The organism is Clostridium sp. CTA-5 (genome assembly GCF_054768135.1).
The window spans coordinates 628,727-655,070 of the sequence record NZ_BAAAAT010000002.1; the positions used below are offsets into that span (position 1 = coordinate 628,727).

The window sequence follows — 26,344 nt, forward strand, 5'->3', positions numbered from 1 at the left end:
AAATAATTATTCAAAAATGTACCTTAAAAGATTACTTCCACATATTTTTCATCATATTGTTTATTTTATCTCTTCTATTCTTTGTTTCCTCATAGTCTATAATAAACATATTTTCTTTTTTAACTAGGACATCCCCTTCTTTGGGAATATTTTCAATTTGTGAAATTAATACTTCTAACATATCACCCTCATGATTTTCAACCACTGCATAGTTTTCTTCAATTCTATCTACTATATATTTATCAACCATATTTATATCCTTTCCTAATATAAAATTCCCGTTTTCAAACATTATACCATTATATTATTACAAATATATATTTTAAGTTATATTGTGTATTAATACTCTAAAATATAGTATAAAATTCTTATACATTAATTAAATTGCCTTAATCAATGTATAAGATTTACTAATTATTTATATATTAATTTATTTTAACATTTCAAAATCTTTTAATGGCCAAAATTTAACTTCAGCTTTTCCTTTTATATCCGAACTATCTATGTAAGGATTAATCCATCTTCTAGCATCATTTGAACGTGGTCTATTATCTCCTAAAAAGAAGTATTTTCCCTCAGGAACATCAAATGTACCATTAGTTTCACTACTGTAATCCTTATTTTTAACATAATCTTCTTTTAATTCTTCTCCGTTCACACTGATAATTCCATCTTTTACTTCTATATGATCTCCTGGTAATCCTATTGCTCTTTTTATTACTGTCTCATGTAGCTCATCAGAGTAAAATACAATTATATCTCCTCTTTTAATTTTATCTAAATTATATATTCTACTTACAAATAACTTATCTCCAATATTTAATGTAGGAACCATTGATTCACTTGGAATATATACATTATAAACTAAAAATTTGTTGATTAAAAAAGCAATAGCTACTGCTGCAAATATCGGTACTATCCATTCATTAAAAAAGTTTCCTTTCATTTTGAGTTTAGATTTTTTTTCTTCTACTTCATTATTTTCTAACTTATCCATATTACCATCTTTTTCTAACATCAAATTCTTCTCCTTAACGAGCTTATATTTAATTTATATTCATACTTTATACGTAAAACTTTACACTTTGTTTAAAATAATATTAATATATCTTCTAAATTAATATTTTATAATTAATAAATATTGTATAGATTTCTTACTCAATTTTAAAACTAGATTACTTTAATTAATATTCTAATTAAGTTAATACTTTTATATAATTTTTATATAAAATTATAACTTTAAGTAACAATATCTAATTAGAATCATATATTATAAATTTTTTATATAAATTCCTCACTATAATTGTAAGTCATATCATTTATTAATATTCTAAGATTTATATTAATAAACAAATTTTATTGTAACTTATATATATGACATTTATTATAATTTGCACTTTTTAATTTTTTAGTTATATTTATAATTAATTATCATTTTATTATTTATTTATACATTTCAAAATCACTAAATGGATATATTTTCACTTTAGCTTTTCCTTGTATTTTTTCTGCATCTATATATGGATTTTCCCAATATCTAGAATCTTCTGATCTAGGTCTATTATCACCTAAAAAGAAATACTTATCTTCTGGAACATCAAAAACTCCATCTCCATCATTACTATAGTCATTATTTTTAACATAACTTTCATCTAAAATTTCTCCATTTAGAGTAACAACTCCATTTTTTATCTCTATATGGTCACCTGGAAGTCCTATAAGCCTCTTTATTAAAGTTGCTTCTAACTCATCTGACTGAAAGATTATAATATCTCCTCTTTTTAAATTTTGAGGACTATGAACTCTTGTTGCAATAAGTCTATCTTTTACTTCTAATGTGGGAATCATAGATCCACTAGTAATCCAAACACTATAAATTGCAAATTTCCATAATGATAATCCTATAATAACTGCTGCTAATATTGTTGGACCCCATTCTCTTATAATCCCTTTTTTATTATTACTCTCCTCCATATCGTCTCCACCTTTCTAATTGTATCCTTAAGACACATTCAAAAAATAATAGACTAATACACCTGTATATTTTCTCTTGTTTATTGGATAAATAATTTAATTAATAGCTAATTATTAACTAAATTTGTTTCCTTGTCTAAAGTAAAATATACGACACACCTTTGAATTATTATTTTTTTCATATGACTAAAATAAATTTAACTTATAAAAAAGATGCTTACAAAAGTATTTATCTTATACTTTAATAGTAAATTTACATATTATAAATTGTAGTAAGCCAATAAAATTTATAATCTCAATTAAGTATATCATAATTTTTTATGTTGAAACATTAATGATTTATAACAAACTTATTACATTATAAGTTTACCTTATTATATTTTTAATATAGTTCTTTCTTAAAATATTAATATATATGTTCTAATTAAGTTAATACATTAGATAAGGAAACTAATTGCCTTCATAACAAGCCTATTAGGTCAATTTGACAATGAGCAGAGAACCAAAAGTGATGCTCCAAATTTTATATTTGATTAGCAGAACTTTTACACAGTGCAATCTATCATTTTGTGTGAATCCTTACTCAACGAGCGTATGCGAGTCGAGCTTTCTATGATGGAAAATAGGTTAGCAAATGGACTTGTTATTTTTTGATTGTGACTTAATGAACAAACTTTATTGAAACTTATATACTTTAATCTAACATTATTAGTGTAACAATTTATCTTAGTATTATGTTTTTAATAAATATTTGTTATACCAAGTTGTGCTTATTAATTGAAGACAATGTTTAACAAAAATTAATAACTATATTTAAATACAAACATCCATTTAAAACATAGACTAAAATTTGAATACAATATAAAATGCACTAAAAAGAAATGTGTACCAAATATAAATTCGGTACACATTTCTCTTTTATATATTATATCTTGGGAAAGAATATTAATAAAAAGCTTTTTAATTTTATGAAAATATAATAAATTAAATTTCATTTCTTATTACATCTTCATAAGTTTCTCTTTTACAGACAAGTTTTATTTTTCCATCTCTAACCATAACTACAGCTAATCTAGGCACTTTATTATAATTGCTAGACATTGAATATCCATATGCACCTGTAGTCATCATTGCTAAAATATCATTTGCTTTAGCTTTAGGAAGATTTACGTGTTCTAAAAATATATCTCCTGATTCACAGCACTTACCTGAAATAGTAACTATCTCTTTAGAATCATCCTCAACCTTATTTGCTAACATGCATTCATACTCTGCATTATAAAGAGCTGGTCTTATATTATCAGTCATTCCTCCATCTACTGATACATACTTTCTTATACCTTCAATATTTTTAATTGAACCTACTGTATATAAAGTAATTCCAGAATTTCCAACAATACTTCTGCCTGGTTCTATAATTAAACATGGTCTTGCTTGACCTGTTCTCGAACAAACCTCATCAACTTTATTTATTATTGTCTCACAATACTCTCTAGTTGTTCTTGGTTTATCCTCTCCACTATAGTATATACCAAAACCTCCTCCTAAATCCAGTTCTTTTATTAAATATCCAGTATTTTGTTCAAATTTTTTTATTAAATCCATCATAATCTCGACTGCATCCTCATAAGGTTTAAGTTCAAATATTTGAGAACCTATATGACAATGAAGTCCAATTAAATTTATATTAGGTAGCTCTAGCGCCCTATTTATCGCATCTTCAATCATATTGCCAACGGGTGCAAATCCAAATTTCGAATCCACTTGACCAGTTTTTATATAGTCATGTGTATGTGCTTCAATACCTGGTGTTATTCTTAAAAATATATTTTGAATTTTTTTTTGCTGACCTGCAAATTTATTTAAAGCATCCATTTCATAATAATTATCTACAACAAATCTTCCAACCCCAAGTTTAACACCCAATTCAATTTCATCTAAAGTTTTATTATTTCCATGAAACATAACTTTCTCTAATGGAAAATCTGCTTTATATGCAGTAAACAATTCTCCTCCTGATACAACATCTAGATATAATCCTTCTTCTTTTATTATTCTACACATCTCAAGCGTTAAAAAAGCTTTCCCCGCATAAGCTACTCTATTTCCATTTTCATTACATTTAAAATATTTGTAATAATCACTACAATATTCTCTGATTAATTTTTCATCCATTACATATAGTGGTGTACCATATTCTTTAACCAATTCAGTAGTTTTAACGCCCCCAACCACTAATTCATTATCTTCAACTTTCATAGTTCCAAATAATTTCATTTTATCTACCTCCAATAATTATTTGCTAAAAAACAAATGTCACAGATAGAAATATCTAATCTGCGACATGTGGAGTTTTGGCTAATAGTACTTTATTGCTCATTGCTTATTGCTAAAGTTTTAATGCTTATAAAACATTATGAATTATATTTTTATACTTAATTAAAGCACTCTACATTATTCATATTGAAATATTAGTGCAACTATTATACCTTGTAGCTCCCCACATCAAGTGACAGTTATGTACATATTCTATACATACCCAGAAATAAACTTTCGCATAAAGAATATTTCTTCGGCCATAATACCTTTTTCTATAAATCATTATCTGCCAACTCCTTATAGATAATAATTATTACGGCTCCTCTACCCTAGGCTTTGTTATATTACCATTTTATTCAACTATTAAAAATATGATATCATATTTTTTATTTAATTCAATATTTTTTAACATAATTCCCCAAAGTTTATGAATTAATTAATTTTAAAAACATATCCCCTTTAATAATTAACAAATGTTAAACAATTTCCAATATTTATACACATAAAGAAAATATCATCTCCCAATATACTAGTTGTTATTTTTTAATGTGTCTTATATATTCATTCTTTATATTTTAAAAAGGATATTTATATTTTATTCATTTCTGTATTTATCCATCAAATCTCCCATTATACTTGCAGATGATGGTGGTGTATATGTTATTGCATTTGCACCTGCTGCTATAGTTTCTTTAACAGATTCAGTTGTTGGTCCTCCTGTTGCCATTATTGGAAATTCAGGATACTTTGCTCTTATATTTCTAACTATTTTTGCTGTGTTTTTCCCTCCTGAAACATTTAGTATCGTTGCTCCAGCCTCTATTCGCTCTGCTATATCTTCATCTTCAGATACAACAGTTACAACAACTGGTATATCAATTGTTGCTCTTATTTTTCTTACTACTTCATTAGATGTTGGTGCATTAACAACAACGCCCATAGCACCTTTAAATTCTGCATCCATTGCTAAATTTATAACTCTTTTCCCTTGAGTTATTCCACCTCCAACTCCACAAAAAACCGGTACATCCGCTGCCATAACAAGTGCTTGTGTAATTAATGGTTGAGGTGTAAATGGATATACAGCAATAATTGCATCTGCATTTGTATTTCTGATTACTGCAACATCAGTACTAAATAATAGAGATTTTATTCTTTTACCAAAGATCTTAATTCCACCACAGTCTCTTATTACCGCTGGAACTTCAACTACATGATTTCTTAGTGTTCCCTTTATCTCTGGAACAAGTTTTGACTCTTTTGCTGCCATACATATATTCCCCCTATTACTAAACATTATTAAAAATATAATAAGTATCTAAATTAAAAATATAATATTATCTAAGTTTCAATCAAATTTATTTATATAAATCTTATTATAATTACAAATATTAAATTATTATAAATAGGAACTTATATAGAAAATTTTTGATATGATTCTAACTAAAATATTTTTATAACAAATGTAACTTTATTATAAAAATAAATAAAAAGTTATAAATGTATAACTTAATTAGAACATATATAATCATAAACTTTTTAAAATATTGATTATTTACTTAAACCATTAAATTAAAATCTATACTAAAACAATTATACAAATATATTATACTCCTTTAAATATATTTTCTTAAAGAAATTTTTTTATTTAGTTTTCCACATTATCCACAGATTTTGTCCACAGTTTTATTTATAGTGTTAATAATATATTTTTATGTATATTTTACCATATTTTTCAAAATATATATACTCTTTAATTTTACATTTTTCTATATATTGTTACATCTAATTTTCCACATTACAATATGTAGAGGATTTAACTTTAACAATAATTATTTTATCCACAATTTTATCCACAGGCATTTTCTCATTTTCCACAAACATGTTACAAGCTTATATTTAGTGGCTTTGTCCTTATTATACGTATACATATCCACATTTTTAATCCACACAGTTATGCACAGGTTAGTTAGTCATTTATTTTTTCTCCAAATTAATCCAAATCCTGTAATAATCAATAAATGCTAAAACTCTTATCTCGACCTTATCTTATATTTTTTCTCATTAACAAAATCTTATACTACCAATTAGACTTGATATACCCACTTGAAATTTCCATATTATTCGTTCCATAAGCTATGTAATCATTATTTTTTTAAAGTTATCCACAAACAAGTAATAAAAAAAGTAATTTATACACATTCTGATTGACTCTTAGCAGATAACAACGAACAATTATTATAAAAATCTCTATAAAATTTAACAAAATATATTCATTAAAAGTTCTTTAAAAATTTCATAATCAATTATTAAGTATACGTCATATATTTTCTATATAAAAACCTCTATAATCTAAAAATTCATAAATTATTTTAGCAGAATAAAAGTGGTTACGCCACGTTTCAATGAACAATTGTCCATGGTCCATTGTCAATTCAAAAATCTCTACATAACCTTAATTTTATCAGCCTTTAAAGCTTCAAAACTTCTCTACTTTCCTAGATATTAAAAAAATCACTTCTATAAAGTAGCTTACATTGTATTAAACACTATTTATAGAAGTGATTGGTCATTCTTTTTAATTTTCACCTATAATATGTTGCAAATTTAGATCTACAACAAAGAACCATACAATTCTTTAATTTAGTCAAATTCATAAAAATAATTATTTCAACATGTTTTTTAACAACTCTTAATATTGTAGTTTAAGAGCAAACTGACATTAAGATTATCTTTTTATTTTCTCTATTTCAGTAGTTATTCCCTCTTTAACATTTTCTATTGCAAAATTTTTTCCTGGACATAATGTATCATACGTATCTCCATGTCCTTGAACCCTATTAATATTATATTTAACTATTAAATATGTTGATAATTCTTCTAAAGCCTTAATTTCTTCTTCTGTTGGTTCCTCTTCCTCCAAATTTCCTTCTAAACATATCCCTAATGTATCTTTATTTTGCCCTTTTATATGTGCCCCTATTGCATTTTCTGGCCTTCCCTTATATATAGTTCCATCTTTCCTTATATAAAAATGATATCCTATTCCAGCCCATTCTTTGTTTTTATGCATCTGATTTATTTGTTGAGGAGTTAATTCTTTAGATGCTGCATGATGAAAAACTAATACTTTAGGTTTATTATTGCATTCTAATTCTTGATCCCATTTATATTCTACATCATGTATTCCCAATCTATTTTCTAACTCAGGCAATTGTCTTTGCAAATCACTAATTTTTATTTTTTCTCCTTGAGAATATGGATTATCTTCTAAAAACCTTACATACCTATTCTTATTAAAATATCCTAGTATTAATAATAATGAAAGTGCACTAACCATTAATATAATAATTTTTTTATAAATCCTTTGTTTATACATCTGCTTTATCCTATAATGTGTTCTATTCTTATTTCTTCTTTCAATATCTTTTGGATATATTGTATAGTTCCCATTTTCATCTCTTTTTAGCACTCTTCTATTTTGGTATTTTATCCTATTTCTATTTCCGTTGATAATATTATTCATAAAACATATCACCCCTTTATTCTAGGTTACATAATATATTATAAATCATTTTCAAATATTTTCCAATTATTGTTGTAAAAATATGGATAAGCTTTCACATAACAAGTTCATACTAAAATATCAACACTATTTTTTAATAATGTTAATTTCTTTAATAACTTCATAACGTAAACGCTTATCCATATTTATAAATTGGATATTTAAAAAGAATTTATAGCCCAAATTTATTTATTAAGATTGTAATTTAAATATTTGTACTAATTCATTTAACTTTTGAGAAACTTCTGATTCATGTTCTACTATTGATGCAACTTCATTCATAGCTTCAGATGTTTCATGTAATCCTTCTTTTATTTTTTGTGAATTTTCTGTACTTACTTCAGCATTCTTTGCTGTATTTTCAATAGCAGCACTAATTTGTTCCATAGATGCTCCTATTTCTTGTGACATTGAAGATAACTGTAATGACATTTCATTTACAAAACTTCCATCTTTCTCATAAGACTTTCCTACAGCCTCATATCTAGTAAGTATATCTTGTACATCATTTTTAATAAAACTTAATATTTCTTGTGTATTACTTGAAAGATTACTAAATGCATTTTCTACTTTGCTGATTGTATTTTGAATAGTAACAACAGTTTTTGATGATTCCTCTGCTAATTTTCTAACTTCCTCAGCAACCACTGCAAATCCTCTTCCAGCTTCTCCTGCTCTAGCTGATTCTATTGCTGCATTTAAAGCAAGAAGGTTAGTTTGTCCAGCTATAGCATCTATTGCATCTGCCATAACCTTTATTTCTTCGACAACCTTTGCTTCTTCAATAGCTTCTAAAATACGTTCTTCTTTTTCTACACATACTTGTTGAGCATTTGAAATTGTTTTTTTGCTATGTTCTTGTATTTCATCAGCTTTTTCCTTTATCTTTTCTGAATTTACACTAGAAGTTTCAGCCTTTTCTGCTAACTCTTCCATATTTGCATTAATTTCTTGTATAGATGCTGATATTTCTTCAATTGTACTACTGTTATCTTCTATTCCTTGAACTATTTTACCAGTTGCATTATCCATACTGTCTATATTTGATGTTAATTCTTGAATAGCTGCTGATATTTCTTCACTTAAAGCAGAACTAGTTGAAGATCTATTAATAGTTTCTTTAATAATTCCTCTAACACTTTCTTGTGCCTTATTTAATGAATCTTCAATTTTTCCAAACTCATCATTCTTTTTAATTATAATATCAGTTGATAGATCTCCCTCCCCTATTCTCTCTGCTAATTGACCTATCTTTTTTAATGGTATGATAATATTTCTAATTGAATATATTATCATACAGATAACTAATAATAAAGCGGCTATTAATACTAGTACTTTTATTGGTGAGTCACAGAGCATTATCATACCTGTAAATATACCAATAATAAATGTAAGACTATAGACTATAATAAGCCTATTTCTAACACTAAGGTTATTAAACATATTTTTTTCATCTCCTCTAGCTAAGGCATATGAAGAAAAATAACATAATGATGCGATGTATATTTTGAGTTAGGCAATATAGTGTGTTTACCTCATAGTTAGCTATTAGATGAACATACTAACAAAGTATTATGCAAAATAAACTAGCATACTGACTTGTTATTTTTTGAATATACCTAAATTAAGTTAAATAATTTAAATTATATGATTTGATTATATCATTTTCTGTTTATAATTAGTATATTTTACATAAAAGATTGCATTTATCCATTAATGTAATTTTTTTCGACAAGGAAATACTAAGAATTTAATATACTTGAAATTTTATTTATAATAAAATGTCGATAAGATACCCTTATTACAACACTTTAATTTATAATTATTTATATAAGTTACAATAAAATTTGTTGATTAATATAAATGTTAGAATACTTATAATTCCTATGATTTAACTAACATAATGATAAACTTATATAGAAAATTTATTATATCCATGATTCTAATTGTATAGTTTTAATATAAATATCAATATTTTATAAAAATTAAATAAAAACTTATAAATGTATTGACTTAATTAGAAAATATATTTATAAAAACCATTTGCAATTTTTCATTTAACATATTATTCATTTTATGTATTAAATGTATTATTTTGCACCATTGTATAATAATTTGAGGAAATTTATGTTAAAATATTTATATCTAGAATTTAGGCACATTCAAAAAATAATAGACCAGTATTCTTGTCTATTCGATCTATTATTTTATTTCATGTGACTTATATAAAGAAGGGGGTGTGCTATTGCTAATTCTTAGCAATGGTGATTACTAATGATATCAAATAAAATGAAAAAATTAACAGCAAACAACTCTACTATAAGAGCAATGTTTGAAGAAGGTAAAAAACTTGCAAAAATTTATGGTGAAGAAAATGTTTTTGATTATAGTATAGGTAATCCAAATGTTGAACCACCTGAAAATATTAAATCAATAATAAATGAAATTTTAAATGAAGAATCTCCAAACCTTGTTCATGGATATATGAATAATTCTGGTTATGAGGATGTAAGAACTTCAATAAGTGATTTTATTAATAAAAAACATAATTTAAATCTTAATAAAGATAATATAGTTATGACTTGTGGAGCTGCTGGAGGATTAAACATACTTTTAAAAACTCTTTTAAATCCAGAAGATGAAGTTATTACATTTGCTCCATTCTTTGGAGAATATAAAAATTATGTAGAAAACTTTGATGGTAAGCTAGTTGTTGTAGAACCTGATACAACTACATTTGAACCAAACTTAAATGTGTTAAAAGAAAAAATTACAAATAAAACTAAAGCAATAATAATAAATACTCCAAACAATCCAACTGGTGTAATTTATTCTGACAAAGCACTAAAAGATTTAGCTGCTGTTCTTGAAGAAAAGCAAAAAGAACTTGGTACTGCAATCTATTTAATTTCTGATGAACCATATAGAGAAATAGTTTATGATAATGCTGAAGTTCCATGCATATTAAAATATTACAAAAATTCATTCATTGGATATTCATATAGTAAATCTTTATCATTACCTGGAGAACGTATAGGATATGTTGTAATAAACAGTGAAATGTATGATTTTGAAGATGTAATATCATCATTAAATGTTGCTAATAGAATATTAGGTTTTGTTAATGCTCCATCATTATTCCAAAGAGTTATTGCAAAATGTCTAGATGCAGAAGTTGATGTTAACATTTATAAAAGAAATAGAGATCTTTTATATAACCACTTAATTGAAATTGGTTTTGATTGTCTTAAACCTCAAGGAGCATTCTATTTGTTCCCTAAAACACCAATAGCAGATGATAAAAAATTCTGTGAAGATGCTAAGAAATTTAATCTATTATTAGTTCCAGGTTCAGCATTCGGATGCCCTGGATTTGTAAGATTATCTTACTGCATATCATATGAAAAAATTGAAAAATCATTATTAGCTTTCACTAAACTAGCAGAATTATATAATCTTAAGTAAGAAACTATGTTTTAACTGAATCCTGATATTATAGTATAAACAGAGTTCTTAGCTTTAGGTAAAACTTGCTTTTAACTAAAGGTTAGAAATCGTTATCCAGGAGCGTGTAGCTGTTATGTAATTACAGATACTAGCTATCGGATAAAGCTCATGGACAGAGGAATTTACTATAATATCAACATCTACTTAAAACATAGTCAAATAAAAAAAGTGGCAATGCCACTTTTTTCTTTTCTATGCGTTATATTCTAAATCTATTTACTTCATTTTCTAGTTTTTCTGAACAGTTATTTGTTGAACATGCGTCTTCTAATACATTATTTATACTTTCTACAATTGCCATAATTCTTTCAGCAATAAGTGTTGCTCCACCTGCTCCATCTTGTGACGCTGATGATATCTCCTCTATAGTATGCACCATACCATTTATATCTTTTTCTAAGTTCTCAGCAGTAAAAACAAAATCTGATACTAAATCATCAATAAAAGTTGCATCATCGCTATACTGCTCTCCAGTCTTTACTAATGATTCATAATCCTTAACTATAGTTGAATCCATAAACTTAAGCATATTTTTTGAGCTTACAACTAAATCTTCAACAGATTCAGTAACTAAACTGATTACACTTTGAATTTCAACTGCTGCTTCCTTTGAACTTTCCGCTAATTGCTTTACTTCTTCTGCAACAACAGAAAAACCTTTACCCGCTTCCCCTGCTCTTGCTGCTTCAATAGCTGCATTTAATGATAAAAGATTTGTTTGAGATGCTATATTAAGAATAGTATCTGCCAATAATTTTATCTTTTCTATTGATTTAGATTTTTCTATTGATTTAATAATATTTTCCTGAGTTTTATCATAAATATTTTGTGCTACTTTTTGTGAAGTTATAGCTTTTTCTTTTAAAGCCTCAGCTCTTTCTTTTATTTTTTGAGCTGATTTTTTACCATCTCTTGATTTTATTGTACCAGATTGAATATTTCCCTTTATTCTAATTGAAGCTTCATTCATTTCATTAGATGATGCTGCTGTTTCCTCTAAACTAGCTGATAATTGTTGTGTTGTAGAAGAAATACTTTCTGTATCAATGTATACACTATTTAATTTTTCACTAGTATTTTCTATGCTATGTTTTATAACCTCTGTTTCATTAATTATACTTTTAATCATTACTTTTATTCCATCTTGCATTTGCTTGATTTCTTTTGCTATAGTACCAATCTCATCTTTTCTATTTAATACTTTATTATTTATTTTTACTCTAAAATTCCCTGAGGCAAATCCCCTTAAATCTTCCTGTAATAATTCTAAATTTTTAAGTATATATTTTGATCCCAATGTAATTATAATAATTAATGAAGCTAATATAACTAAACTGGTAATTCCTATAGTTAATCCTAAAGAAATAAAATCTTGTCTTATCTCATCTTGAGGTAATCCAACTAAATACATTCCTATAATCTTTCCACCTGAATCTCTTAAAGGTGCATAACAAGCTATAACAGTTTCTCCATCAACATCTATTTTTTGAATGTCATTTTCACCGTCTTTAAGTACATCTTTTACAACATCTTCACTTACTTTAGTTCCAATAATTTTTTGTCCATCTTTTTGAGTTATATTTGTAGTTATTCTAGTATCATTCAAAAATATACTTGCATATAAACCTGACTTTTCTTTTATAGAATCTACAAATGAAAAATCATTATTAATAATGTTACTACCTTTGTATAATATATTCCCATCTACTTTCCAATTACCTGGATACTTTGCATCAAGTGTTGTTAAGCTAATATTAAGTGAATTCTTTAATTCTTTTTGAGTTTTATTTTCTAATATAGTTGCTATTTTAAAATACATAATTGATCCCAATATCAAGCTAAACCCAACTAATACTAATGATATTAGAATACATACTTTGCTTCTTAACTTCATAAACTCCCCCCTAAACTTCTATTTCATAATTTAATTGTTTTATTATTAAAATTTTAAATTAATAATTATTAATTTAATCTACCCCTTAAAATAGTATTTATGTTATAATTTTACAACCAATCCCCTTATATTATAATATAAACATTTATTTGTATACATTCAACTTAATTGTAAATATTTACAAGAATAAAATAAAGTATTTATCTTAAAACATATAAGAAAAATAGCTTTAGATTAATTGAAACCTTAATCTAAAGCTATTTTCTTTAATATATATTTAAAAATAGTGTTTATAAATATTATATTTAGTAAAGATACAATTTGATTTAAAATAATTCTGGAAGCTCTATTTCCCCTACGCTCAATGTTACCCTACTCTCAGGGCAATTATCAACCTTCAATTCATTTTGATACTTCCCTTCCTTATTAGGTAATCTTCGGTTGTATAAAATAAATATATTATAGTCTGTCTGCGAACCATCATTAAATGCAAATGTATAGTTCTTATCATCAATCTTACTCATTTCTCCAATATCTTTTACTCTATCTGATCCTAATATATAAACTTTAACATCTCCAACAATACTTCCATCTTGTATATTAAGATTTATATTACTACCTGGCTGGTAATCTAAAATATATGCTCCCATAGGAACAATCGAATCTTTAGCAAAAGTATTTTTCAAAGTATTAGTATCTATACTATTTATAGATATAGAATTATTATTTTGGGAACCTTTATATATACCATGAACTATTTCCGTATAATTAATATTAATTTTAATAGTCATCTCAATTTTTGAATTATCAAAATCCATTTTAAAAGATCCTTTATTTTGTTCCTCTGTATTGGTTCTATCAGTAGATATACTATATTGATTCTCACTATAATTATTTAAACCAATCTTATATTCACTTGATTTTATTTTTTCATCATTTAAATCTTTGGGCCAAGTATATCTTGATTCTAAAGCTTTCTGAACAGTTACTTTAGAATTAAATCCATCCTTATTACTCAATGTAACCTCTGCATCTGTATTTAATGGATTTCCTCTAGAATCCTGAAGTATTAATTTAACTTCACCATCCTTGCTATCAACTACAACCTTAACATTGCACTCTTTAGGATCACCATTACTTTTATAACCAAGTGTTATATTTATTTTTTCTCCAGCAAGTTGCCTAAGTGGAATTAACCCTCCGACTAAATAATACTCATTATTTTCCTTCTCTACTTTTATATCCTTACTATCATTTTGAACATTTTGTGAATTATATTCAATATTTTTAAGCTCTACATCTGTAATTTTATCAGATGAATTATCATTTTTTCTTTCTAATGGTATTTTAAAATCTATTTGATCTCCTGTTAAAACTTGAACTTTTTTATCTTCAGCTACCAATAATGCTTCTAATGTTGGAACTACTGTATACTCTTTTATACGTTGAGCTCCTTTTTCATCTTCTGCTACTATTTCAATACTTACGTCTTTATTAACCCTATCATTAAAATATCTACTAGGAATTTTCAAATCAAATGATGACCCTTGAGATTTCAATTTACTTGGTAAACTATTATAATTACTTATATCCTCATATTTATCATCATCATCTTTTTCTAGCTTTACTTTAATACTATTTATTTTAACTTTATCCCCATCAATATCTTTTACTATTGCCTTAAAGTTCAAATCCTTGTTACCTGGGATTTCATTTATATTTTCTAAAGCTGTAATTGTAGGTTTATGATTAGCACCTCTTTCAGCTTTTACTATTGTATTTACAAATAACTTTAATTCTGATCTTGGATATTGACAATCTTCTCTAGAATTTTCTCCTGTTCCTGAAAAAGTTATATTTCCTTTAGAATAAGTGTAAAAATTATTTCTTGGATCATATTTATTAGCAACATGTACTGAATTGGTTCCTCCATATGGCGTATTGCCATCATTATTATTTTTATTATTATCAGTTAATGTAAACCATGGAATTACATTTTCATCTTCAAGATTCAATTGTAAATACTGACCATGAGTTCTTCTAACTCTTATTGTTTCACCTAATTCAAAAGGATAATTAGTTATTAATGATTTATTTACTCTATACACTTCAGTACTATTACTATTATTAACATCAGTATCAGATTTTCTAGCCCATAAAGTACTTCCTATTGCTTCTTTTGAATTTCCATATGGTTTATCTTTATCATGAGGTATCTTATTTACTCCATCAATATCATATTCATTTATATTAAATTCCTCATCTCTATACCTAGATTGTCCAATACAGTCCCTAAATTGCTTTATAAATTTATCCGAACTTCTAATATCCTCTAATTTATACCATAATGTATCATGAGTAAGCATTAACCCTTGTCCAACTTTTATATAATCTTTAATTTCATCTAATGCTCTCTGATTCATCTTATCACTATAACAATCTGAAAAACCAGCTATAACAATATCATAATCACTTTTTTTAAGTGAATCTCTTCCAGTTCCTTTAAAATGTCCTTGATAAAAATCTTCATAACTGATTACATCTACTTTTATATCATAATCTTTTAATTCATTTAATAACTCTTGAAATTCTCTATTTTCAGCTAAATTCAAGTTTTTACTTTTATCATCTCTTAATTCATATCTACTATAAGGTGATACCTGTAAAACTTTCATCTTCCTTTTTTGTTTTTCTACTCTTCTAAATAATATATTTCCATCAGCATAAGAAATAATAGGATTATTAAACCCTGAAACATTAGGTTTACTTACTTCTATACGCCAATCTAAATAACCTATAAATTCAGGATAATCGTTATAAAAATTATAATCAAAACTATAACTTCCATTTATAATCTTCACCTTATCCATAACTTTTACTGCTTCTTCTTCTTTGAATAATCCATCACCATTAATATCTAAATATAACTTTAATGTTACCTCTTCATCTTCAATATCATTTAAATTTATTTTAAATTTCATTTTTCGTTTATTAACATCACCTAAATTATCATCTTTGCTATCACCAACTGGTTTTTCTGATACAAGTAACTTAGGTCTCTTAACTTTTAGATTTTCAGTAACTCTTTCTATATATTTATTTATAACTTTATCAAGTGTAATTTCATTATTATAATAATTGTAATAATCATTTACACTCATATCTTTAATTAAATTATCAGTAGTTTGATTCCAACAATCGCTCCAAAGTTTATTTAATTTTCTAGCATTAGCATTACTTATACTATTATCCAAATATACTAATTGAGCAGAATTTATAAAATCTTTAATTTCTTCTGCCTTTAAATTAGTAATATCATTTTCCAATCCATTATAATCATTAAACTGATACCCATTATTTTCAATCCTATTGTCTACATATCTACCAATAACTATAGCATCATACTTACCATTTAATTCATTTTTCTTGCCTATAAACTCTGGCATAGGCATATGCTCAACTATTATTTCATATCCGTTTCTTTGTGTTGTCTCTATTCCTGTTTTATTATTACCACCAATATTTAATTTAAAACTATCAGCTGGCTCAACTTCTAAAACCCTTATTTCTTTATTTGTTTGTTCATATCGTTCTATTTTAACAGTAGGAGAATCTATATTTATTTCTTTTACATTCCCATTAATATCTGTATAACTTACTTTACTTCCTTCTTTAAATAAAGAAAATTCTCCCTCTTTATCTGCCCTAACAGTAAATTCAACAACCTGACTAGGCGCAGTATAATTATTATTTTCATCCTTTGTATATATTATTGGATCTATTTTTACTACCCCATTACTTCCATTAATACTTTCAAATCCACTTACTACGGTTATATTATCACTCAAATTAAGATTTAATTTAACATCATCAAATGAAGTTCTTATTATCTTATCTGCAATTTGTTGAAATACTCTATCTATAGCACCTTCATCAGTGGGGAAAAATGTACTATCTGCTTCTGAGCTAACCCCTCCCATGGACTCATGTATTTCTTTCATTTTTTGATTAGAACTACTATATTCATCTCCAAGTCCATATCCTATAGAGAAAACATTATATTTTTTTTCCTTTATTAATCCACCTATAGTTTTAGCATACCCTAAACATTTTCCGTCATAATCTGAATTTCCTGTTCCCTGTAAATAAGGTTCTGAAGAACCCCACCCTGTTGTTCCTGGATTTCTATCGTCTAATCTTGTATAATAATTTCCTCTCCGATCAGTTGAATAATAAGTAGGTTCTCCATCTCCCATAAATATTACTGTCTTATCTGCTCTATTTGATTGGTCTAATAAATATGCACCCTTTCTTAATCCATCACCAGTGTTAGTTCCACCATCAGATTTTAAATTATCTATAATATCTTTAAGATAGTTTATATTATATTGATTCTTACTATCATAATTAGTTACTTCAACTAAACTTTGATTAATATATCCACTATTATTATAGGTTACTATTCCTATCTTTAAATTTTTTACCTTAGGTGTTTGTCCATCTGTTGAAATAGATGTTAGTGAATCAAGAAAGTTTTTTGCTGCTTTTTTTAGTTCATATATTTTGGTGGTATAATGATCATTACTTGTATTATGTTCTTTGCAATATTTTGTATCCCTAATTGAATCATAATAATATGGATATTCATTCTTGTGATTTGCATTAACATATTGTCTACAATTATAACAATAGTATTCATATCTATATCCATCCCACTCTACTCTATGATTAATATATGGTTGTTCATTCCTATGTTCATCAGCAGTTGTATTTAAGTATTTATTACAATTATCACACCAATAATACTGTTGATCATAATCTTTACACAATTGATTTATTTTATCTTCCATACTACGAGACGTATCTAAAACTAAAACTATTTCCTTCGGCTTAGAATCTTCATAATAAAAAGCTTGTGGATCTACTCTATATCTAACTTTAAAATCTTGACCAACCTTAGGATTTGATGGTTCCATTCCTTCATAAGTTACTTTAATTTCTGGTACTACTTTCTCATTATTTATTGCATTAACACTAACAGGTAAAATAGTGCTTAATATAAATATTATTGTTATAAAAATAGTCAATATTCTATACTTCTTCTTGTTATGTTCCAAATTAAAATTCACTCACATTTCCCCCTTTCTTATATATTTCCAATTCATACATTAAAAAAATCATTCTTTTTCTTTATTTCTAAATGTAAATTTAATATTTACTGGATATGTTATATCACTATAACCTTTCTTTTTAGATAATATAATTTCTATTTGAGCAGATGTATCATCCTTGGATAATACATTAATTTTCTCTAAATTATTTGTAAGTAATTTTTCACTAATTTTTTCTTTATCCTTGTCTTTACCATTATTATTTTTGTATTCAATTATATAAAGTTCCCTAACTTGTTTTTTTATTTTAAATTCACATTCTTCACCTGATGAATTTAATGATTCCATTGATATTACTTGTGTATTATCATTTTTATCGCAACTTATACTACTTGCTTGCATTCCTATTTTGCTTAATTTTTCTTCAATTGCTTGTCCTTCTGTTTGTAAGGTGGATTTAATATCAACATCAGAAATGATTCTATTATTAGTATTAAACATTTGAAATACCATTCCCAATATAACAAGTGTTAAAGCCATAACTATTATCAACTCAAGTAAAGTAAAACCACTTTTCTTTTTATTCAATATTAAATCCACCTCCAATTTATTAGTACTACTTTATAATTTTCCAAAGCTTAGTCTTTAAAAACTTATTTAAATCATATTGAACATCTAAATTTTTATCATTAAAATTAGAATTAGCACTACCTCCATTTTCTGACGATTTTTCATTATAAATTGAATCTATAAATACAGAATCGAAAAGTTCAACATTTGAAGCTTTAATCCTGTCACACAAATCTTTATCATATTTTATATTCTTTTCTTGATTCCCCTGAATTTTTAAGTTTCCTTCAGCAATTATACTACCATTAAAATCAACTTTTCCGTCAATAATGACATCTCCTTTAGTTGCTATAATTGCATTTACATCACCATTAGTTGCATCAATAACTATTTCTTTTTCTGTACTCTCCCCAGAATTATTATCATAAGCTTCAGATGCATTCTTACCCTTAATTATTATTGTCTTGTTATTATCTTTATTAAATATAGCTTTTTCATTATTTAATTCTTGACTATCTAAATCATAATCTACAGGAATATTTTCTAATTTCATAAAATATCCAATAGGACTACTTAGTTTTCCTAAAGTGTCATACCAATTACTTCCTACATTTTTTCCTATTGCATATACTTTTGAAGCATACTCTATTTGCTTTTTAGGTATTACAGTATTTATATCATCTATATTATTTTTATCTAAATTATAACTACTATCTTTAAGCTGAATATTTCCTGATTTATCTTTATATACAATTGCTCCTACTGAATAAGTCTGCTCAGGTAATTGAATTCCACCTGTATTTTTTTCTTCTAATTTACCTTTCCAGTAATCTACAAAACGTTTGCTCTTTTTTAAAATATTTTCTTCATCTAATAATTGTAATGGGTTATAATAATCAAACTTATCATTATAATCTAGAGCTTCTCCATAAGCTATATAATTCCCCTTAACCCCAGTAGATTCTCCTGTTTGATATTCTGGAGTTGTATTAATATTAGCTACTCCCATAATATAAGCTTTCTTATTAATAATAACATTTGACTTTTCATCTCCATTAACTATAATGCTACTAGATGTCCTTTCTTTTGTTCCATTTTGAGATCCATGTAATGTATCACCATATTTAGTGTTCTTGTCATTGATTCCATAAAAATTTTCTATTGTAATCTGAGTATTCTTAGCTTTTAAAGTAATATCATTATCAATTACTACTTGTCCATCATCCTTAGATTCTTTATTTAGATTAGTCTTCTTTTCTTTATCTAATTCTGGTGACTTTACAGTTAAGTTCGAATTTTCTGCCATATCTCCATTAGGTTTTCCGGCATAAACATTCATAGCATATAAATTTCCACTAACAGTCGAATGTGCATTACTTCCAATGTTAAATGTTCTTCCTGTAACTACTTCCCCATTAAAATTTGCTGTACAATTTTCTAAGTTTATTCCGCCTTTATATTTATCATAAACTTTATTACTATATTTATTATCTGTTTTATTATCCTCTCCCCAAACAAATATATCTCCATCTAGATTAAGTTTACTATTTCCTTCTATTTTCATATCTTTTTCAATAATTATTGCTTTATTATTCAAAGGAGTATTGTTTTCTACTTCTGAAACACTTTCTGAAAAAGCTACATCTTTATAATTAGGAACTACCATATTGTAAGTTGTTTGAATCTTTCTCATATTAGTTCCAATTACATCTACATTACCTTTTTGAGTTTCAAATGTTGATGTTATTTTTAATGTATATACCTCTTGTTTTTTTTCATTTTCTTCTTTATTTTCAGGATCAGAAATCTCATCAACAACAAGTTCTGGTTTATTTTCTTGTGAATTTAACTCTACCTCTTTATAAGATAAATCCTCTTTTTTTATTCCATTAACACTATCAACATATATTCCTTTTTCTATTGATTCTTTAAGCTTGTTAGGCTTATACTCATTACTATTTTCTAAATTATCCTTATTTACATATATAAAATTTTTAAAAGTCCTTCTAAATTCTTCATTAATAAGAATTTCAATGTTTTTCTTGATCTTTTCTATCTCTTCTTTAATTTCTTTTCTGCCTTTTTTATGTGTTTCATCTTTGCCATCATTGTAATGTTTCCAATAATAAATTTGTTCTTGATAATCCTTATACTTAGCATCATTAGGACTATCTGGATTTCCATCCTTACTTTTAAGTGCTTGTACTTCTTTATTTCCATATTGAACAGCTGCCTCAAAAGTTTTTACAGTTATATCGTAGGCAACGTCTAATCCAGATTCTGATCCATATAAATTCTCTATATTTTTACTTTCTTTAACCCTCATCTTGTAGTCACCAACAGTCATTGATAACATAGCTGTGCCTACCGTAATTAAAATGCTAAAGATGATAACTACAGTAATTAAACTAGATCCTTTCTTTTTCTTTCTCATTTAATCACCGCCTACTTAATATTAATATTTTGGCTACTATGTCCAGCAAATATCGAAGCATCTTCTTTATTTTTCTTTATTTCAACTGTTATATCATATAATTGTCCAAGTTTAACTGATTCATCATTTTCTACACGATTATCATAAACTCTAACTTTCCCTAATTTATTATTTACTTCTACATCTACCTTTTCTGATTTTTTTAAAACTATATTTAAACCTATATCATCTTGATTAAACACATTTATTTCTACTTTTTTATATTTATCATCTACTTTGCTTTTTACTTTGTATTCTTCAAAATTAAAGTTCAACCTTATTGAATTATCTTTATCATTATCTTTTTCTATGCCACTTTTAGCAGTTAAAATTTCTTTATTATTTTTATCTTTAATAACTACTACCTTTTCATCATCTTTTGTCTTAGTGTTTATAATTAACTTTAAATTTTCATTTACTTCAGTATTATATTCTAAGTTACCAATATTTGATTTACCTTCTTTTACTTTTATAGGACTACTTTCTCCACTTAAAGCTATATTAAAATCACAAGTCTTAATAGTTTTCTCTTTTGGCTCTTCTTTTCCTGATCCATCTCCTGCTTTTATATCTTTATCAAGAGTTATTGAATCATTTTTCTTTACTGTAATCTTTGCATAATACTTATTGTCCTTATCTAAATATCCTTCACCTTCATAATTAGATTCTCCTACAGGTTGTAAAACTATATTATTAGATAACATAATACTGTTAGTCTCAGTCTTAGTTATATCTCCACACTTAAATTCTTCAAATACTTCTTGTCCATACAAAGCTGCCTGTTGCTTAACCTCACCAGCTTTATTATTATTCATAGCAGATAAAACAATCCCATATATTCCACCCATCATTATCGCAAATAAAGCAAATGCTATTATTATCTCTATTAAAGTAAAACCTCTCTGTTTCTTCTTAATATTCAATCTAAATCTTCACCTACTTATTTAGGATATCCTTATTATTCTACTTATTACCCACACTTATGTTTTTGCCATCTCCATTTACTACTACTCTTGGATCTTTAGTATCATCACCACTTATTTCTACTTTTATTAGCTTGTCTGTATTATTTTTAATATTTATTTTCACTCCAGATTTATCATTTGAAGTTACTCTACTTTCACTTAAAACATCTATAACAATATTGTCTGATACAGGGATAAATTCTATTCCAAATCCTCCATATTGAGATGGATATGATTCATTTGTTGTCTTGTATTTATAATAATATTTATCATGATTTTTTGTTAACACAATTTCAATTTCTTCTTGATTATTGCTGTCTGCATATACATAAGAAGTTCTCAAACTATCATTACTTTTTCCTATCATAACTGTTGGTAAAACAGAAGTGTTTGATTTTGATGACATAATAAAATCACTAGTTTTTTCATCTTTAGAAACTATACTATTTCCTGCCACACCACCACTAAATGGGTCATTCTTTCCATAAGTATTATTTAAACTCCATTTTAAATATTCTTCTAAGTCATCATGTATCTTTGGAATTGCATATATTTCAAGATTCATAGTTCCACTTATCTGATCTAAACTTTTTTGATTTATTGATATAGAATTAACCACAATTTTTCTATTATATGATCTGATTGAATTTAAAAAACTATTTAATTGTGCATAACTTCCATTAAAATTAAGTTCTAATTTAATTTGCTCTATTGATGTTTTCTTAGAATCATTAGATTTATTTGAATCACCTTCACTTTTTTGTGATTTCTTCTCTTTAGTTTCAGCATTAATTGAAGAAACTTGTGTTTCTCCACTTTGATTATTTTTACTATTCTCATTAGAACTTTTATCTATTGCATTATAATTATCAACCATTGATTGTAATGAACTTTCTTTTAAATTTTCTTGTGTCTTTTCCGAAGATTCTACTCCTTCAACAGCTATAGGTTTAAAATTAAATCCACCATCTAATCCATTCTTTTTAAGTAATTGATCTAGTTCTAAAATTATATGTTCTTGACTTATTGTTGGGAAAAATAGAGAGGATTTATCCTTTACTTTTGTGTCCAATACCTTAATATCACTTTTCCTTTTATCTAAAGCGTTAATTGTATTTATAGAATTATTATATTTTTCTTCAATCTCATTCTTTTTATTACTCTTATCAGCTATCTTTGAAGTTTGTTTTAAATATATAAATTGATAATAAAGAATACTAATTAATACAATCCCTAATATACATAGCATCATCTTTTCTCTTTTACTTATCTTCATATTAATTAACACCCCTTATTACGCATTTTATATCAAAGGAGTATTCTCCCTCTACAGAACCACCAATATCTAATGAATTAACAAAAGCTTCTCTAATTACATCTAAATTTTTTAAATTATGCTGCATTTCACCCACTGCTTCTCTTGATTTTGATACCCCTTGTAGAGTTAAAACATCATTATTTATCTCTAAGTTTTTAAATGATACATCCGTTGGAATAGTTGAACATATATCATTTAATAATTTATCTGATACATTATCTCTTTTTGAAATCACACTAGATAACTCACTTAATGTAGAATCATATTTAGATAATACATCTATCTTAGAATTTATTTTTTCTGCTTCATTAAGTTTTTCTTGAATATCAGATGCATTTAACTTTTCATTATAAGATTCTATACTTTTGTTTAATGAAAATATTCTAAATGTATTTACACCTAAAGAAATAACTATAATAGCTCCCACTAAGGCTGCTAACTTATAGACATAAATCAATGAATCTTTTTTTTGATTATTTTGTCTTTGATATTTACTAAAAAAGTTTATATCTCTCATTATCTTCTTCCCCCTATAGCCTTATAAGTGAACCTATAACATTAACAAACTTATCTATATTCTTAGGACTATCATTATTAGAATTTAAAGTTATTTGTGGAAGTTCTTTTACCTTTATTGTTTCTATTCCAAGCTTTAATGTCATATACTCTTCTAGGCCTTTAAGCCTTGATGTTCCTCCATGAATAAAAACCTTATCCACTTCATCTCCAAAATTTTTACTCTTATAAAATCCTATTATTTTTTCTATCTTATCAATCCATTCATCTAAAGTACTCTTTATCAATTCATTTTGAGGATTTAAATCTTCTTTTTCTAAATCTATACAGCTTATCTTAAAATCCTGTATCTCCTCAAGTGGAATATTGCCGCTTTCATATAAGATTTCATCAAGATAAACTCCACCAGTTTTTATTATTCTAGTAAATTTTAAAATTCCTTTATTATAAATATTAACGTCTAAAGTAGTTGCACCCATATCAATAAAAGCAACTGAATCATCCTTTTTGTATTGATGTTGATTAATGACATCTATATAATTAATCAACTTATTTACTGCATTATAGTTAACATCTAATGCAAAAGGTTTTAAATTTAATGCCTTTAAAAAATCATAATATCCCCTTGCCATCTTTTCAGGATAAGCAATTGCTCTAATTTCTAATTTCTTTCCTGAATCCGAAAATTCTTCTCCTATTAATGTAATTTGCAATATATAATCATCTAAATTTATAGGTAAGTATTGCTGAATTTCATATCTTACAACAGTTTCTAATTCATCCTCCTGAACTTCTGGAATCATAAGCTCTCTATTAATAATTAAAGAGGAATTATTAGTACAAGTAGCTTCTTTAGCACTTATACCATTTTGTTTTAAAACTTTCCCTAATTCAGTAACAAGTAGCTCACGTTTTTCTATAAAACCATCAATAATAGCACCTTCTGGGGTAGGAAACTCTATAAACTTATCAATTGTTAAGTTACCTTTATAATAAGTTCCTTCCGTAATCTTTATACTCTTACTCCCCATATCAAAAGCCACAACTTTTCTCTTCTTTTCTCTCTTTTTAAGGGAGTTCTTTTTTATATTATTAGTACCCTTTAATAACTTAATTTTCAAATCCTTAACATCAAGATTCATAAAATCCTTTATCTTACTAAAATCAAAATTTAATTTGTCCATCTTTTTTAATTCCCTTCCCTTTTTTAATTGACAATGGACAGTTGACAATGAACAATTATGGTGGAAAGCCTTTCGCTTTCTTTAAAAAAATATATTAGAAATCACTTTGTGATTTCATCCCAAATTGTCAATTGTCCATTCTCCATTGTCAATTTCAATTAATAGTTGCTAATAGAGTAAAGTGTAAAGCCTAAAATTTAAGCTTTACACTTTGTTGTAGTTTTATTTAGTTTTGTGATGCTGGTTTTTCTGCTACTTTTTTTCCATAATCTTTAGTAGCTAGATGATTATCATCTTTCTTCTCACTTAATTGAGGAGCTAATTGATATTTATCTACTGTAACAATTACATCACCATCAATAACTTGAACGTAAAACTTTTTCTCTGTTACGTTATCAGCCATTGGAGTTTTTTGTCCATCAATTCTGTCTAATATATCTTGTGTTACTGGCTTTGCAGTTGCAAATCCACTTTCTGCAATAGTTTCATTTCCAATTAACATAGCAGCAGCTGATTGAATATTCTTAGCTGTTGCTATGTCATTACTTACTTTTGCATCTTGTCTAACTTGTCCAAACTTAGGAATAGCAATAGCCGCTAAGATAGCAATGATTGCAATAACAATGATAAGTTCTACAAGTGTAAATCCTTTCTTCTTTTTCTTTGAGATTTGATTGTTGATTGGTTTAATTAATGATCTGTTCATGAAAAAATCCCCCCATAATTTAGCTATATTCTTGTTTTATGTTTATATTTTAGTATAAGGGCGAACTGGCATTGGAATTTGCTTTTTAGAATCTCCTAATGAAGATTTGTACAATTAATTGCTTGTCCTTAATCTTTAATTGGGAGCATGCATTAATTGGACTAATCTTTATTTTTGGAGTTCTTAAAGTAAATTCCTCTGTCCATGAGCTTTACACTAAAATAGTAACCTTAATTAAAGAA

At 26.3% G+C, this 26,344-nt stretch carries 17 protein-coding genes and 1 riboswitch; of the genes, 1 reads left to right on the forward strand and 16 read right to left on the reverse strand.

Going from position 1 to position 26,344, the window contains the following annotated elements:
• Positions 1 to 31 precede the first annotated feature (31 nt).
• From ACYUET_RS07830 to ACYUET_RS07860, 7 genes are all read right to left on the reverse strand, one after another.
• Positions 32 to 250: a DUF3006 domain-containing protein gene (locus tag ACYUET_RS07830; protein ID WP_460278752.1), complete on the reverse strand. Its 219-nt coding sequence runs from the start codon at positions 248 to 250 to the stop codon at positions 32 to 34.
• A 180-nt stretch (positions 251 to 430) separates the two neighbouring features.
• The gene (gene lepB / locus ACYUET_RS07835; protein WP_460278753.1) at positions 431 to 1,018 is read right to left on the reverse strand and encodes a signal peptidase I; all 588 of its coding nucleotides are present in this window, start codon (positions 1,016 to 1,018) and stop codon (positions 431 to 433) included.
• Positions 1,019 to 1,443: 425 nt separating this feature from the next.
• Positions 1,444 to 1,974: a signal peptidase I gene (gene lepB, locus ACYUET_RS07840; protein ID WP_460278754.1), complete on the reverse strand. Its 531-nt coding sequence runs from the start codon at positions 1,972 to 1,974 to the stop codon at positions 1,444 to 1,446.
• A 984-nt stretch (positions 1,975 to 2,958) separates the two neighbouring features.
• Positions 2,959 to 4,251, reverse strand: coding sequence for a diaminopimelate decarboxylase (gene lysA, locus ACYUET_RS07845; protein WP_460278755.1), 1,293 nt, complete (start codon positions 4,249 to 4,251; stop codon positions 2,959 to 2,961).
• A 208-nt stretch (positions 4,252 to 4,459) separates the two neighbouring features.
• Positions 4,460 to 4,628: riboswitch (Lysine riboswitch) on the reverse strand.
• Between the two features lie 260 nt (positions 4,629 to 4,888).
• Positions 4,889 to 5,563: a hydrolase gene (locus ACYUET_RS07850; RefSeq protein ID WP_460278756.1), complete on the reverse strand. Its 675-nt coding sequence runs from the start codon at positions 5,561 to 5,563 to the stop codon at positions 4,889 to 4,891.
• A gap of 1,458 nt (positions 5,564 to 7,021) precedes the next feature.
• On the reverse strand, positions 7,022 to 7,819 hold the full coding sequence (locus tag ACYUET_RS07855; protein ID WP_460278757.1) for a peptidoglycan recognition protein family protein: 798 nt from the start codon (positions 7,817 to 7,819) through the stop codon (positions 7,022 to 7,024).
• 231 nt (positions 7,820 to 8,050) lie between these two features.
• Positions 8,051 to 9,301: a methyl-accepting chemotaxis protein gene (locus tag ACYUET_RS07860; protein ID WP_460278758.1), complete on the reverse strand. Its 1,251-nt coding sequence runs from the start codon at positions 9,299 to 9,301 to the stop codon at positions 8,051 to 8,053.
• 831 nt (positions 9,302 to 10,132) lie between these two features.
• Here ACYUET_RS07860 and ACYUET_RS07865 point away from each other — a divergent pair.
• A complete protein-coding gene (locus tag ACYUET_RS07865) occupies positions 10,133 to 11,323 on the forward strand; it encodes a pyridoxal phosphate-dependent aminotransferase (protein ID WP_460278759.1) in 1,191 nt (396 codons plus the stop codon).
• 241 nt (positions 11,324 to 11,564) lie between these two features.
• Here the strand turns inward: ACYUET_RS07865 and ACYUET_RS07870 are convergent, their stop codons facing one another.
• From ACYUET_RS07870 to ACYUET_RS07910, 9 genes are all read right to left on the reverse strand, one after another.
• Entirely contained in the window at positions 11,565 to 13,259 is a 1,695-nt protein-coding gene (locus tag ACYUET_RS07870; protein ID WP_460278760.1) for a methyl-accepting chemotaxis protein, read from the reverse strand.
• Positions 13,260 to 13,585: 326 nt separating this feature from the next.
• Positions 13,586 to 18,388, reverse strand: coding sequence for a DUF5057 domain-containing protein (locus ACYUET_RS07875; RefSeq protein WP_460278761.1), 4,803 nt, complete (start codon positions 18,386 to 18,388; stop codon positions 13,586 to 13,588).
• A gap of 48 nt (positions 18,389 to 18,436) precedes the next feature.
• The gene (locus ACYUET_RS07880) at positions 18,437 to 18,958 is read right to left on the reverse strand and encodes a PilW family protein (RefSeq protein ID WP_460278762.1); all 522 of its coding nucleotides are present in this window, start codon (positions 18,956 to 18,958) and stop codon (positions 18,437 to 18,439) included.
• Between the two features lie 28 nt (positions 18,959 to 18,986).
• Positions 18,987 to 21,374: a polymer-forming cytoskeletal protein gene (locus ACYUET_RS07885; RefSeq protein WP_460278763.1), complete on the reverse strand. Its 2,388-nt coding sequence runs from the start codon at positions 21,372 to 21,374 to the stop codon at positions 18,987 to 18,989.
• 11 nt (positions 21,375 to 21,385) lie between these two features.
• Entirely contained in the window at positions 21,386 to 22,336 is a 951-nt protein-coding gene (locus ACYUET_RS07890) for a type IV pilus modification PilV family protein (RefSeq protein WP_460278764.1), read from the reverse strand.
• A 40-nt stretch (positions 22,337 to 22,376) separates the two neighbouring features.
• Positions 22,377 to 23,654 carry a GspMb/PilO family protein gene (locus ACYUET_RS07895; protein WP_460278765.1) on the reverse strand — a complete coding sequence of 426 codons (1,278 nt, stop codon included), beginning with the start codon at positions 23,652 to 23,654 and terminating at the stop codon, positions 22,377 to 22,379.
• Position 23,655: 1 nt separating this feature from the next.
• Positions 23,656 to 24,213, reverse strand: a complete 558-nt coding sequence (locus ACYUET_RS07900; RefSeq protein WP_460278766.1) for a PilN domain-containing protein — start codon at positions 24,211 to 24,213, stop codon at positions 23,656 to 23,658.
• A 13-nt stretch (positions 24,214 to 24,226) separates the two neighbouring features.
• Positions 24,227 to 25,396, reverse strand: coding sequence for a pilus assembly protein PilM (gene pilM / locus ACYUET_RS07905; RefSeq protein ID WP_460278767.1), 1,170 nt, complete (start codon positions 25,394 to 25,396; stop codon positions 24,227 to 24,229).
• Positions 25,397 to 25,622: 226 nt separating this feature from the next.
• Positions 25,623 to 26,102, reverse strand: a complete 480-nt coding sequence (locus ACYUET_RS07910) for a prepilin-type N-terminal cleavage/methylation domain-containing protein (RefSeq protein WP_460278768.1) — start codon at positions 26,100 to 26,102, stop codon at positions 25,623 to 25,625.
• Positions 26,103 to 26,344 lie beyond the last annotated feature (242 nt).

What these genes read in the sequence shown, in the direction of transcription:
- ACYUET_RS07830 (WP_460278752.1), bottom strand. Translation starts at nt 250, where the DNA reads ATGGTTGATAAATATATAGTAGATAGAATTGAAGAAAACTATGCAGTG.
- lepB (WP_460278753.1), bottom strand. Translation starts at nt 1,018, where the DNA reads ATGTTAGAAAAAGATGGTAATATGGATAAGTTAGAAAATAATGAAGTA.
- lepB (WP_460278754.1), bottom strand. Translation starts at nt 1,974, where the DNA reads ATGGAGGAGAGTAATAATAAAAAAGGGATTATAAGAGAATGGGGTCCA.
- lysA (WP_460278755.1), bottom strand. Translation starts at nt 4,251, where the DNA reads ATGAAATTATTTGGAACTATGAAAGTTGAAGATAATGAATTAGTGGTT.
- ACYUET_RS07850 (WP_460278756.1), bottom strand. Translation starts at nt 5,563, where the DNA reads ATGGCAGCAAAAGAGTCAAAACTTGTTCCAGAGATAAAGGGAACACTA.
- ACYUET_RS07855 (WP_460278757.1), bottom strand. Translation starts at nt 7,819, where the DNA reads ATGAATAATATTATCAACGGAAATAGAAATAGGATAAAATACCAAAAT.
- ACYUET_RS07860 (WP_460278758.1), bottom strand. Translation starts at nt 9,301, where the DNA reads ATGTTTAATAACCTTAGTGTTAGAAATAGGCTTATTATAGTCTATAGT.
- ACYUET_RS07865 (WP_460278759.1), top strand. Translation starts at nt 10,133, where the DNA reads ATGATATCAAATAAAATGAAAAAATTAACAGCAAACAACTCTACTATA.
- ACYUET_RS07870 (WP_460278760.1), bottom strand. Translation starts at nt 13,259, where the DNA reads ATGAAGTTAAGAAGCAAAGTATGTATTCTAATATCATTAGTATTAGTT.
- ACYUET_RS07885 (WP_460278763.1), bottom strand. Translation starts at nt 21,374, where the DNA reads ATGAGAAAGAAAAAGAAAGGATCTAGTTTAATTACTGTAGTTATCATC.
- ACYUET_RS07895 (WP_460278765.1), bottom strand. Translation starts at nt 23,654, where the DNA reads ATGAAGATAAGTAAAAGAGAAAAGATGATGCTATGTATATTAGGGATT.
- ACYUET_RS07900 (WP_460278766.1), bottom strand. Translation starts at nt 24,213, where the DNA reads ATGAGAGATATAAACTTTTTTAGTAAATATCAAAGACAAAATAATCAA.
- pilM (WP_460278767.1), bottom strand. Translation starts at nt 25,396, where the DNA reads ATGGACAAATTAAATTTTGATTTTAGTAAGATAAAGGATTTTATGAAT.
- ACYUET_RS07910 (WP_460278768.1), bottom strand. Translation starts at nt 26,102, where the DNA reads ATGAACAGATCATTAATTAAACCAATCAACAATCAAATCTCAAAGAAA.